This window comes from Rothia sp. HMSC062H08 (assembly GCF_001810775.1).
Lineage (GTDB): Bacteria > Actinomycetota > Actinomycetes > Actinomycetales > Micrococcaceae > Rothia.
Genome location: NZ_KV802668.1, coordinates 91,593 through 103,702 on the forward strand (window position 1 = coordinate 91,593; position 12,110 = coordinate 103,702).

Consider the following 12,110-nt stretch of genomic DNA (forward strand, 5'->3'; position numbering starts at 1 on the left):
AACGCATGTACTGCCCCTATTGCAAGCACACCGATTCGCGCGTTGTCGACTCCCGCACCACCGATGACGGCGCCGCCATTCGCCGCCGCCGTCAGTGCACCTCCTGCGCTCGCCGCTTTACCACGGTCGAAACCACCACCATTTCGGTGATTAAGCGTTCGGGCGTGACCGAGCCCTTCGACCGCTCCAAGATTGCCGCCGGCGTGCGCAAGGCCTGCCAGGGCCGCCCCGTGGGGGAGGACGACCTCGCCAAGCTGGCCCAGGAGGTCGAGGAGCTGATTCGTGCCCGCGGCCTAGCGGAAATTAACGCTCACGAGGTGGGCCTGACCATTCTGGAGCCGCTGTCGAAGCTGGACGCGGTCGCCTACCTGCGTTTCGCGAGCGTGTACCAGGCCTTCGAGAACCTTGAGGACTTTGAAGAGGCAATTGCCCGTCTGCGTGAGGACCGCATTGCCCAGTAACTAGCTAGATGAGTAACTATCTAGCCCAGTAGCTCATGAGCTCAGCCGCTGCTATACGCGCGGTTGGCACACAGAAAGGGGCTGTTCCCGAGATAACTATCTCAGGAACAGCCCCTTTAGCCGTAGCTACACTTTACGCTTCGCCGCAGCGCTGACGCGGCCGCGGGTAAAGCGGGAAGTAAATCTTACGCTTCGCCGCGGCGCTGACGCTCAGGCAGCATACCGCCAGCCCACAGCGCCGCGCCCACAATACCGGCGTTATTGCGCAGGGCAGCCATGACCATAGGGGTACGGATGTGGTCCTCAAAGTAGGGCATGAACTTCTCCGGGTTCTTGGAGATGCCGCCGCCAATGATGAACAGGTCGGGGGAGAAGAGCATCTGAACGTGGTCGAAGTAGCGGTACAGGCGCTTACCGTACTTCTTCCAGGACAGCTCGTGCACCTCGCGGGCACGCGCGGAAGCCTGAGACTCGGCGTTGTGGCCGTCAATCTCCAGGTGACCCAGTTCGGTGTTCGGGATCAGCACGCCGTTGTTGATGAGGGCGGAGCCGATGCCGGTGCCCAGGGTGATGACAGCAATCAGACCGTCACGGTTACGGCCCTGACCGTAGGTTGCCTCAGCCAGACCGGCTGCGTCAGCATCGTTGAGACCGTAGACGGTACGGCCGCCCAGCGCCTCGCTCATGACCTGCTCCAGGTCGGTGTTAATCCAGGAATCGTCCACGTTAGCTGCGGAGAAGACCATGCCGTTCTTCACCACTGCGGGGAAGTCGATGCCGACAGCGGACTCGGGGTCCGGTGCCAGGTCGCGACCCTGCAGCTCGTCGACTACGCGGCGTACAACCTCAGCCACAGCGGCGGGGGTTGCGGGCTTGGGGGTGTCAATGCGGAAACGGTCCGAAACGAGGTTACCGGTGCGCAGGTCGACGATGCCGCCCTTAATGCCGGTGCCTCCAATGTCCACACCAATCTGCAGGTCCTTGGGGGTGGGTTCGGGCAGGTCGTTGATGAGGCCGGGCTCAGCGTAGTTAGCCATGATTTCCTTTCTTTCCTTCGCCTGAGCGGAGGAACATATCTGCGCTATCGAGTGATAATGAATAGATGGTCCGGCAGGTTAGCCGTAAAACTTAGATGCCTAAGACAACAACTTAGGGCAGGGTGAGGATGTCCGCGCCGTCAGCGGTCACCACGAGGGTGTGCTCGAACTGCGCGGTGCGCTTGCGGTCGCGGGTGACCACGGTCCAGTCGTCATCCCACAGGTCCCATTCGATGGTGCCGAGGGTCAGCATGGGCTCGATGGTGAAAATCATGCCCTCACGAATCTCGGTGTCGTAGGCGGGTGCCGCATCGTAGTGGGGGATGATGAGGCCCGAGTGGAACTCACGACCCACACCGTGACCGGTGTAGTCGCGAACCACGCCGTAACCGAAACGTGCCGCGTACTTCTCAATGACGCGACCAATCACGTTAATCTGGCGACCCGGCTTCACAGCCTTAATCGCACGGTTCAGGGACTCCTCGGTGCGCTCAACTAGCAGGCGGGACTCTTCGTCCACGTTGCCGATGAGCAGGGTCTTGTTGGTGTCGCCGTGCATGCCGTCCAGGTATGCGGTGACGTCCAGGTTGAGGATGTCGCCGTCCTCCAGCACGGTGGAGTCCGGGATGCCGTGGCAGATGACCTCGTTCAGGGAGGTGCACACGGACTTGGGGTAGCCGCGGTAATCCACGGTGGAGGGGTACGCGCCGTGGTCGCAAATGTACTCGTGGACCAGCACGTCAATTTCGTCGGTGGTGGTGCCGGGTACGCAAATCTTGGATGCTTCAACGATGGCGCCTGCCGCGATCTTGCCGGCTGCGCGAACCCGCTCAACTTCCTCGGGGGTGTACATGTTCGAGTCGTTACCCTCGTTGGCGGTGGGCTTACCCACGTACTCGGGGCGAACAATGTGCGAGGGGACCGGGCGCATGGGGGTGACGCGTCCGGGGGTCAGGCAACCGACGGGTGCTCGACCGGGCTCTGCGGGAAGATTATGCGAAGTATTCGTTTTGGTTGAAGACATAGTTTCATCTTACCGGGCGTGGGCGGGTTGTGTCCCTTGCGGGGGCGCTAAAAAGCGGCGGATACATAAGCCGTACCTTTTTCCCAGATTGTGAATAAAATTCCATACACCCTAGCGGCAAAACCGCGCGGCGGGAAGCGGAGGAGAAGACATGAGAAAAGGGGAGGAACACCGCGAGAAGCTTCGCCCGCCTCATTGCAACGAACCTGGGCGCGTGAGAAGCTAGAAACACCAACCCCTCACCGTCGAAGGAGAACCCGTGAGCGAGAAGAAAAACCGCCTGAGCGAAGCCATCGAATCGGCGGTCGAAAAGACCTTGAACTCCGCGACCGAAGCCACCAGCCCGCACCCCGAAGAGTACTGGTACAACCTCAAAACCGGCGAGGTTGAACGCGGCCAGCAGAGCGCCGTCACCTCCCTGTGGGGCCCCTTCAAAACCTACGAGGAGGCGGCACACGCCATGGACCGCGCCCGCGAACGCAACGACGCCTGGGAAAAGGACGGCGGCCTGCTCTAAAGCCTTGCTCTAAAGCCCAGCGAACGTTCTGCACGTATGCCTCTAATAGAGGCATCTAAAAGAGGCAGAAAAACAGATACAGCAAGACCCCCGCACCCGGAGCACCGGATACGGGGGTCTTTCTTCTCAAGCTTTCTTCATAAGCCTTTTCTCAGGCTAAAGCCTACTCAAAAGTGTGCTCAGCCGCCGGGAACTCACCCGAACGAACCTGCTCACGATAAGCACGCGCAGCATCCTCCATGACCTGGCCGACCTGCGCAAACTGCTTCACAAAACGCGGCACGCGACCGGAACGAACACCCATCATGTCCTGCCACACCAGCACCTGACCGGTCGTCACATTCGATGCACCAATACCAATAGTCGGCACAGCGCCCACAGCCTCATCCACCAGCTGCGCAGTCTGAGCGGTCACCATCTCCATGAGCACGCAGAAAGCGCCAGCCTCAGCCAGCGCTACCGCATCCTCACGAACACGCTCAGACGCATCACCGCGGCCCTGCACACGGAAACCGCCCAGGGCATGCTCCGACTGCGGGGTGAAACCAACATGCGCCACCACCGGAATACCGGTACGCACCAGGGCACGAACCCACTCAGCCATCGAGGCATCCGCCTCAATTTTGACCGCGTGCGCGCCGCCCTCCTTCATCAGGCGAACAGCGCTCGCCACCGCCTGCTGTGGGGATCGTTCATAGGAACCAAACGGCAGATCAGCGACCACCATGGCGCGGGATGCACCGCGGGAAACCGCCGCAACCAGAGGAATCATCTCATCCAGGGTAATGGTCAGGGTGGACTCGTAGCCGAGCACCACATTCGCCGCTGAATCACCCACCAGCAGCATGTCGACGCCGGCGCGATCAAAAATCTGCGCCGTCAGAGCGTCATAACAGGTCAGCATGGAGAACTTCTGACCGGTCGCCTTAGCCTGAGCCAGGTGAACGGTACGCACCTTCTTGACGGTGTCCAGGTCAAAAGGCTTCGATGCAGAAGCAGTCGCGGGAGCAGCCGCGGAGGTAGCGGCAGGTTGTGCCGCGTAGGGCGAAGAGATCTCGGAAGAACGCTCAGTAGTCATGCTGACTATTCTAACCCTGCACGGCTCCAACCTGGCGTACCGCCCACCACGAGGGAACAACTATGCCTAGTTCCAGATGAGGTTAATGTAGTAGGTCGGGAACGACGCAGCGGCGTTCTTATTCATCAGCTCCGGAATAGCGGAAGAAGCATCACTAAACTCACGCGGCAAATCGCGCTGAATGAGCGCCTGCTGCACCAGCGCATCCCAATACAGCTGCGTAATCGAGTAGGTGCAGACTTCCTTCACGACGTCCTCCGCGTAGGACTCCCACGCCGTCCTCGCCGCATCAGCCGTCTTTGTTGCATCATCAGCGCCGAAGAAACCCTCGTAGCCCTGAGCTAGACCCGTATCGCAGGCGCTCACCGCGTTCTTCGCGTACTGCAACCAGTAGCTACGGCTCAGCTCATCGGTGGTGTTGAAAGTAAACGCCTCATAGTCTGCCTTCAGCAGGGCGTAAGACGCCTGAATAGAACCGGCAAGCGGGGCGTGCGAAGAGAAGACAATAACGTCCAGAAGAGCAGCGATGTACTCCATCTGCACCTTCTCGTACGCGATACCGGAAGGCTGAACCGGACCAGAATGCATCTGCACCAGCGCCTCCACAGCGTTGATAAAACGCTCAACGTCGGCGGTCGCCTTCACCATCAGATTCAGCAGACGCTGAACACACTGATAATCCTCAGAGATCTGCGAGAACACGCCAAAGGACAGGATGCCACGCTCAGAAGCAGCCGCCGCCAGAATCTGGCTCGTCAACCGCTGGCTCTCCGCCTCCGCCTTCGCCACAGTCACCAGCAGGGCACCGCAATACGCCAGGGCGCGGCCATCCACCAGCTGGGGCTGCTGCCGATGCAACGGCAAAAGACGCTCATGAATCTGACGGAAAATAGCGCTCTGCGCCAGAGCCTTCTTGCCCAGCTCCTCAGTCTTCAACAGCACAGTATCCGCCGAGAAATCACGGGGCACGAAACGGCGCGCATTCGGCGCAGTAAATGGTGAATAGGGGCGGCCCATCACCGGATGCAACAGCGACATCGTGGTAAACAGCGAAAAACGAGCCGCAACCGGGTACAGCGAATCCGGGTAATTCGGTGCATCCGGCGCGTTGACACGCTCCGTGCACAGAGTCAGCCAGGTCTGCTCCACCGCCCGATTAGAAGCAATGCCAACGCCCATACCCAGGATGCTCTCACCGAACGCCTCCGAAGGAAGCTTGCCGGGGTTCATGGCACGCGCCTGCATGAGCGCCACAGCCAGCTCCACCGTATAGTTCGTGCGGCGCTTCTTGCCCGCCTCGTCAAGATTCTGGAACGGACGTACACCCGCAATCTTCTGACCGCGCGCCAGCGTATGCAGCTCCTTGCTCATCGCGAACTGCTGCGGGTTACGCTGCATCATCTTCGACACCTCGTAGGCGCTCTTACGGTTCAGCTTCTCACGGCGCTGAGCACCCTCAGCCGACAGCGCATCATACTTGCCGCGGCTTGCGTGAACATACCAGGAACGAATTACCTGAAGCGGCAAGAAGAAGAAAGTGTACTTCCACGACCAGCTAAAAATAATGACCGGAATAGCCGCGCTCGACCCCAAACGACCTGTATAACCGAGCCAAAGAAGCTCTACAAACGCACCCACCACCGCAAAGAGCGCCACGGTGCGAGTCCTAAACGCCACACGGGAGGGGCGGTCCAGCAGATAGGTTGTGCCGCCAGACTTGTTGTTCCTCATGACCAGCGGGCCAAATGCCGCAATCGCCATAATGCACGCCAGGTAAACAACGCAGAAAACAACCGGTGCCGCAATGAGTAGCAGCCACTCTAAACCGGTGGGGTCAGCCGCCACGATGCTGGTCGCCAACGGAAGCTGCGCCAATGGAAACTGCTCCGACGGAAACTGCACAGTCGAGGGAAGAATGGAATGTAGCATACTCCCATTATCGCAAGGCGACCCCGCTCCCCGCCCCGAGAACCGTCATATGCTAGGTATCTGAACCTGCTTGGCATCTGAGTAAAACCCACACCGCAGAAAAAGTGGGGGAGCGCCCCTCCTCGCATCGCCCAGAATCTGATCTACCGAGGCGCACGAAAAGAGAATTTACACAAACGAAACCTTCCACCCGCGCGACGCACAGCAGAACCCGATAGGCTAGATAACAACAGGACACACGCCGGGGCAAGGAGGCGCCAGCACCGCTGGTACACAACCCGCCGCAACCCCCTTGGAACCCCAAGGGACATGCAGGGCCTTCCGCAACAGGGTCTTCTTCACCTCGGCAGCAAATTTAGCGCGCCTCCGCCACCCGCAGACGGGTACCACGCGGATGCGCGCCCGCACCGAGAGGGCAACTCATGGACCGCCAACAGGAATTTGTACTGCGCACCATCGAAGAGCGCGACATCCGCTTCATCCGCCTCTGGTTCACCGACGTGGTCGGCACCCTCAAATCCGTTGCGCTCGCACCGGCTGAAGTAGAAAGCGCCTTCGATGAGGGCCTGGGCTTTGACGGCTCCTCGATTGAGGGTTTCTCCCGCATCTACGAATCTGACATGCTGCTGCAGCCGGACCCCTCCACCTTCCAGATCCTGCCCTGGCGCGGCGAGGAAGACTACACCTCCCGCATGTTCTGTGACGTGCTCACCCCCGACGGTGAGATTAGCGCCTCCGACACCCGCGGCGTGCTCAAGCGCGTGCTCAACAAGGCAGCGGAGATGGGCTTCACCTGCTACACCTCACCTGAAATTGAGTTCTACCTGCTCGAATCCTCCAAGCTCGGCGCCGACGGATTCCCCGTGCCCGTGGATCACGAATCCTACTTCGACCACACCCCCGGCGGCATCGTGCAGGACTTCCGCCGCAAGGCAGTGACCATGCTCGAAGAAGTCGGCATCTCCGTCGAATTCAGCCACCACGAAACCGGCCCCGGACAGAACGAAATCGACCTGCGCCACGCCGACGCCCTGCAGACCGCCGATAACGTCATGACCTTCCGCACCGTCATCAAGGAAGTCGCCTACTCGCTCGGCATGTACGCAACCTTCATGCCCAAGCCCTTCACCAAGTACGCCGGCAGCGGCATGCACACCCACTTCTCCCTCTTCGAAGGCGACACCAACGCATTCTTCGAAGCCGGTGCCGAATACCAGCTGTCCAAGACCGCACGCCACTTCATTGCCGGTGTGCTCAAGCACGCCCCCGAATTCACCGCGGTCACCAACCAGTTCATCAACTCCTACAAGCGCCTCTGGGGCGGCGGCGAGGCACCCTCCTACGTCTCCTGGGGCCACAACAACCGCTCCGCCCTCGTGCGTGTGCCTCTGTACAAGCCGAACAAGATGCAGTCCGCCCGCATCGAGTACCGCGGCCTGGACTCAGCATCGAACCCGTACCTCGCCTACGCGGTGATTCTCGCCGCCGGTCTGAAGGGTATCGAAAACGAGTACCCGCTCATGCCCGCCGTGACCGAAGACCTCGCCGCCATGACCAACGCCGAACGCCGCGCCATGGGCTACAACCCGCTGCCCGCGTCCCTGCGTGAAGCCATCAATATCACCGAAGAATCCGAGTTCATGGCGGAGGTTCTGGGCGAGCAGGTCTTCGAGCAGTTCCTGCGCAATAAGCGCGCCGACTGGGACCAGTACCAGGCTCAGGTGACCCCCTACGAGCTCAAGCACAACCTCGGAATCCTCTAACGGCTGGATCCTCTCACCTCCTCACAGGATGAGTGAGCGCTGACAGCCTCAGGGCGGTACCCGCTACCGGTAACACGCCGGCGGGTACCGCCCACAGGTGTATCAGCATCGCTTTTTATCCCGCCGAAATTTATACTCTCTACCCACAGTTCTCACGCTATGACTGACAGCTCTCACTACCCGGTCACCGGGCTCATCCGCATTGTTGACCCCGCCAAAGAACCCAAGCCGCTGACCGACATCGCCCCCGATGCGCTCGACGACGAACAGCGCGCCGAAGCCGAACGCAAAGCACAGCTGCGCCTGCACACCCGCATGATTGCCACCGGCTTCCACGACCCGTCCAAGGCAGAACGCTGGCTCAACGCACCCGAACTGAAGCACGTCTCGCAGGATGCGCTCTTTGCCGGGCTGCGCCTCGCACCCTCACCGGATATTGCCCTGCCCGCCCTCGTGCGTCTCATCGAGAAGCACCCGGCGGTCGCCGAACGCGCCAACCGCGGCGACAAAGAATTCGGCATGTACCGACTGCTCGGCGCATCCCAGGCGATTGGCGATTTTCTCTACCGCCGCCCCGAGCTCATCGATCCGCTCTTCGACACGCAGGTGTACCCGGCTGAGAGCGCGCTGATTCGCTCCCAGCACCCGGCGTCAATCCTGCCGGAAACCGACGGGGAATTCCTGACCCCCATCGCACCGCTGGATACCCCCTACCGCCGCGATATCCTCACCGCCCTCGGCGCCGACCCCCACGCGGAGCGTCCGCGCGCTGCCGCCGAACAGACCGGCAAAGACGGCTACGTGACCCTGCGCGTTGCCTACCGCGCCGCCCTGGCGCGCATCGCCCTGCTCGACGTGTGCTGTGAAGACCCGGTCGAAATGATGCCCACCATCGGTCGTCACCTCGCCGATTTGGCAGCCGCCGCGCTGGAGGGCGCGCTCGCTATTGCGCGCACCGAAGTAGCGGAGGGACTGGGGCCCGGTCTGGCGGCTCCTCGCCGAGGCGAAGCCGTAGACGCCCTGGACTTGGCGATTATCGGTATGGGTAAGTGCGGTGCCCGCGAGCTGAACTACATCTCTGACGTTGACGTGGTGTATGTGGTTGCGCCCGTGGAACCCGCCGCCGCTGGCGCCGCGCCTCATGCCGGGGCAGAGGGGGAGAGCGCCCCGCTCAAGCTCACCGAGAACGAATGTTCCACCATCGGCACGGAACTCGTGCACGCCCTCACCCGCGCCATCATGGGCCCCGCACCCGAACCCGCCCTCTGGGAAGTCGACGCGAACCTACGCCCCGAAGGCAAGGACGGCCCGCTCGTTCGCACCGTCGAATCCTACGTTCAGTACTACAAGCGCTGGGCGGAAAACTGGGAGTTCCAGGCGCTGCTCAAGGCGCGTCCCATCGCCGGTTCGGCGCAGCTGGGTGCCCGCTACGCCCGCGCAATTGACCCCTTCGTGTGGGAGTCCGCCGGCCGTGAATCCTTCGTGGAATCCGTGCAGGCGATGCGCGCCCGCGTGACCGACAACATTCCCTCACACCAGGTAGACCGCCAGATTAAGCTGGGTCCGGGCGGCCTGCGCGATATTGAGTTCACCGTGCAGCTGCTGCAGCTCGTGCACGGTCGAACTGACCCCGCCGTGCGCACCAAGTCCACCGTGGATTCTCTCGCGGCGCTGACCGCCGTCAGCTACATTAGCCGCACCGACGCCGAAGCGTTCAGCCGCGACTACAAGAAGCTGCGCGTACTGGAGCACCGCATCCAGTTGCAGCAGCTGCGCCGCACCCACCTGATGCCCGAGAAGGAAGCCGAACAGCGCGCTCTTGCCCGCTCGATTCTCTCCCCGGAACGCAACGGCACGCTCTCCGCCGAGCAGATGCTCAAGGCGTGGCAGAAAATTAAACGGAACGTCCGTTCGCTCCACGAGCGGATCTTCTTCCGCCCGCTGCTCGCCGCCGTCTCCACGCTCAGCCGCGACGAAGTGGTGCTCAGCGAGCAGGCTGCACAGGACCGCCTCGCCGCCCTCGGCTACCGCGACCCGCGCGGCGCCATGCGCCACATCAAGGCACTCACCACGGGCCTTTCCCGCAGTGCAGACATTCAGCGGCACCTCATGCCCGTGCTACTGGGCTGGTTCGCCCGCGGCGTGGACGCGGACGCCGGCCTGCTCGGATTCCGCATCGTCTCCGAATCGCTCGGCAGCACCAGCTGGTACCTGCGCATGCTCCGCGACTCACCCGCAGCCGCCGAACGCCTCAGTCAGCTACTCTCCAGCTCGCGCCCCATGACCGACCTGCTTGAGGACGCCTCCGCCTCCATCGCCTGGCTGGACAAGGTCGCCGACCTCAAACCACTGGGGGAAGAAGCGCTCGCCTCCGAAATTTCCTCCCTGCTGGCACGCCACGCGGACGCCGCCGAGGCGATGCGCGCCGTGCGCTACCTGCGCCGCCGCGAAACCCTGCGCACCGCCATGGGCTGGACCCTGGGCATCGTCGACATTGAGGACACCTGCGCCGGTCTTGCCGCCATTGACGAGTGCACGATCGGTGCGGCGCTACAGATTGCCCTGCGTGAACTCCAAACGGCACCGGAAGGCGCCGAACCCGCCGAAGCTGAGGAGACAGCGGGGGAGAAGCTACTCACCCGCATCGCCGTCATCGGCATGGGCCGCCTCGGCGGCGCCGAGAACGGCTTCGGCTCCGACGCGGACGTCATGTTCGTCCACGAACCCCTCGACGGGCCCGACGAAGACGCCGCACAGGAACAGGCGGCACGAATCGTCAACCGCACCCTGACGCTCCTCAAGCAGCCCGTCAAGCCCGCCATTCGCGCCGAACGGCCCCTCGAAGTGGACGCCGACCTGCGCCCCGAAGGCAAGCAGGGCGCTATCGTGCGCTCGCTGGACTCCTACCGCTCCTACTACGAACGCTGGGCGGAAACCTGGGAATTCCAGGCGCTCACCCGCGCCCGCCCCATCGCGGGCGACGAGGCGCTCGGACGTGCTTTCGTGGAGCTCATCGACCCGTACCGCTACCCGGCAGCTTTTGAACCCGAACAGGTACAGCAGATTCGCCGCATGAAAGCGCGCGTGGAAAACGAACGCATGCCTCACGGCGCCGACCGCACCCGCCAGCTCAAGCTCGGCCGCGGCGGACTCTCCGACGTGGAATGGCTGGTCCAGCTCGTACAGCTGCGCCACGCGCACGCCGTGCCCGGGCTGCGCACCACCTCCACCCTGAAGGCGCTGAACGCCGCGGTTGAGGCGGGGCTGGTCGAAGCCGCGGACGCTGAAATCCTCAGTGGCGCCTGGCTGCTCGCCACGAAGATCCGCGGCGGCAACGTACTGCGCGGCGTGCGCCAATCCGACACCCTACCCTCGGGACGCGCCGACCTGGAAGCAATCGCCCGCTGGTGCGGATACCCGGCCGGCAGTGCACGCGCCCTCGAAGAGGACTACCTGCGCCAAACCCGCAACGCCCGCAAGGTCTACGAACGCCTCTTCTTCGAAGAACTCTAAAAATCACAGGCGCGGAATTCATGGGGGAGGGGCGGGGAACCAATTTTGGCTCCCCGCCTCTCTTTTTCGTTCTCTTTTGAAAAAATTTTGCGGACGTTCTGCAGACATCGTGGAGGACATCGTGTGCCCGCTGCTGCCCTCACGGGAACAGTAACCACCCCAAAACCCCAAAAATGTGACCGGCACCATGAAAATAAATTTTGCTCGCGCACCTCAAAAACGAGCCCAAATACCCCGTTCTGCCCCGGAAACATGCGGAACACAAGGCATTCTGCAAAGGATTTGGCAAACACTCAAAAACCCCGTATAGTATTTACCTGTCAGCACGACGGAGCGAAAAACTCCTCGTCATGATTCAAATTGAATACGCTGATATGCGGTTGTAGCTCAGTTGGTAGAGCACCACCTTGCCAAGGTGGATGTCGCGAGTTCAAGTCTCGTCAACCGCTCGTAAGGACTCCAAGAGTTCGAACGCGTTCCCTCGTGGAGCGTATGCGGTGAGGTGGTCGAGTGGTTAGGCAGCGGCCTGCAAAGCCGTGTACGCGGGTTCGAATCCCGTCCTCACCTCGCAACAAAACAACTGTTTTGTGAGCGCGATTGGCGCAGCGGTAGCGCGCTTCCCTGACACGGAAGAGGTCACTGGTTCGATCCCAGTATCGCGCACAAATGAAGCCCTGATTCTTCGGAATCAGGGCTTTTGTGTTTAACTTTTTAGTTTTGGTTTAGGAGGGATGGTGCCCTCCTTGTTCCTACAGGGGACCCGCCCTCGCTTCGCTTCGGGCACCCTG

General features: G+C 61.8%; 8 protein-coding genes and 3 tRNA genes. 7 read left to right on the forward strand and 4 right to left on the reverse strand.

Going from position 1 to position 12,110, the window contains the following annotated elements; genetic code table 11:
- The first annotated feature begins 5 nt into the window (after window positions 1–5).
- Window positions 6–461 (forward strand): transcriptional regulator NrdR, encoded by a 456-nt coding sequence (gene nrdR, locus HMPREF2765_RS05520; protein ID WP_005506525.1) that lies wholly within the window; start codon window positions 6–8, stop codon window positions 459–461.
- A 185-nt stretch (window positions 462–646) separates the two neighbouring features.
- On the opposite strand, the gene ppgK is transcribed toward nrdR, so the two are convergent.
- Together ppgK and map are read right to left on the reverse strand one after the other, a co-directional pair.
- Window positions 647–1,498: a polyphosphate--glucose phosphotransferase gene (gene ppgK / locus HMPREF2765_RS05525; RefSeq protein ID WP_012903794.1), complete on the reverse strand. Its 852-nt coding sequence runs from the start codon at window positions 1,496–1,498 to the stop codon at window positions 647–649.
- A 112-nt stretch (window positions 1,499–1,610) separates the two neighbouring features.
- The gene (map, locus tag HMPREF2765_RS05530; RefSeq protein ID WP_049350342.1) at window positions 1,611–2,522 is read right to left on the reverse strand and encodes a type I methionyl aminopeptidase; all 912 of its coding nucleotides are present in this window, start codon (window positions 2,520–2,522) and stop codon (window positions 1,611–1,613) included.
- 259 nt (window positions 2,523–2,781) lie between these two features.
- Between map and HMPREF2765_RS05535 the strand changes: the two genes are divergently transcribed.
- Entirely contained in the window at window positions 2,782–3,039 is a 258-nt protein-coding gene (locus tag HMPREF2765_RS05535; protein ID WP_080975013.1) for a hypothetical protein, read from the forward strand.
- A gap of 163 nt (window positions 3,040–3,202) precedes the next feature.
- On the opposite strand, the gene panB is transcribed toward HMPREF2765_RS05535, so the two are convergent.
- A complete protein-coding gene (gene panB / locus HMPREF2765_RS05540; protein WP_070604605.1) occupies window positions 3,203–4,117 on the reverse strand; it encodes a 3-methyl-2-oxobutanoate hydroxymethyltransferase in 915 nt (304 codons plus the stop codon).
- A gap of 66 nt (window positions 4,118–4,183) precedes the next feature.
- Window positions 4,184–6,046 (reverse strand): geranylgeranyl pyrophosphate synthase, encoded by a 1,863-nt coding sequence (locus HMPREF2765_RS05545; RefSeq protein ID WP_070604607.1) that lies wholly within the window; start codon window positions 6,044–6,046, stop codon window positions 4,184–4,186.
- A 422-nt stretch (window positions 6,047–6,468) separates the two neighbouring features.
- On the opposite strand from HMPREF2765_RS05545, the gene glnA reads away from it, so the two are divergent.
- The 5 genes from glnA (at window position 6,469) to HMPREF2765_RS05570 (ending at window position 11,985) form a co-directional block, all read left to right on the forward strand.
- Window positions 6,469–7,809 (forward strand): type I glutamate--ammonia ligase, encoded by a 1,341-nt coding sequence (glnA, locus tag HMPREF2765_RS05550; RefSeq protein WP_049362897.1) that lies wholly within the window; start codon window positions 6,469–6,471, stop codon window positions 7,807–7,809.
- A 159-nt stretch (window positions 7,810–7,968) separates the two neighbouring features.
- Entirely contained in the window at window positions 7,969–11,322 is a 3,354-nt protein-coding gene (locus HMPREF2765_RS05555; RefSeq protein ID WP_210390885.1) for a bifunctional [glutamine synthetase] adenylyltransferase/[glutamine synthetase]-adenylyl-L-tyrosine phosphorylase, read from the forward strand.
- 376 nt (window positions 11,323–11,698) lie between these two features.
- A tRNA-Gly gene (locus tag HMPREF2765_RS05560) sits at window positions 11,699–11,771 on the forward strand.
- 47 nt (window positions 11,772–11,818) lie between these two features.
- A tRNA-Cys gene (locus tag HMPREF2765_RS05565) sits at window positions 11,819–11,889 on the forward strand.
- 24 nt (window positions 11,890–11,913) lie between these two features.
- Window positions 11,914–11,985, forward strand: a tRNA-Val gene (locus tag HMPREF2765_RS05570).
- The last annotated feature ends 125 nt before the right edge of the window (window positions 11,986–12,110 follow it).

Excerpts from the sequence above, each read along its gene's own strand:
- nrdR (WP_005506525.1), top strand. The coding sequence starts at position 6 with ATGTACTGCCCCTATTGCAAGCACACCGATTCGCGCGTTGTCGACTCC.
- ppgK (WP_012903794.1), bottom strand. The coding sequence starts at position 1,498 with ATGGCTAACTACGCTGAGCCCGGCCTCATCAACGACCTGCCCGAACCC.
- map (WP_049350342.1), bottom strand. The coding sequence starts at position 2,522 with ATGTCTTCAACCAAAACGAATACTTCGCATAATCTTCCCGCAGAGCCC.
- panB (WP_070604605.1), bottom strand. The coding sequence starts at position 4,117 with ATGACTACTGAGCGTTCTTCCGAGATCTCTTCGCCCTACGCGGCACAA.
- HMPREF2765_RS05545 (WP_070604607.1), bottom strand. The coding sequence starts at position 6,046 with ATGCTACATTCCATTCTTCCCTCGACTGTGCAGTTTCCGTCGGAGCAG.
- glnA (WP_049362897.1), top strand. The coding sequence starts at position 6,469 with ATGGACCGCCAACAGGAATTTGTACTGCGCACCATCGAAGAGCGCGAC.
- HMPREF2765_RS05555 (WP_210390885.1), top strand. The coding sequence starts at position 7,969 with ATGACTGACAGCTCTCACTACCCGGTCACCGGGCTCATCCGCATTGTT.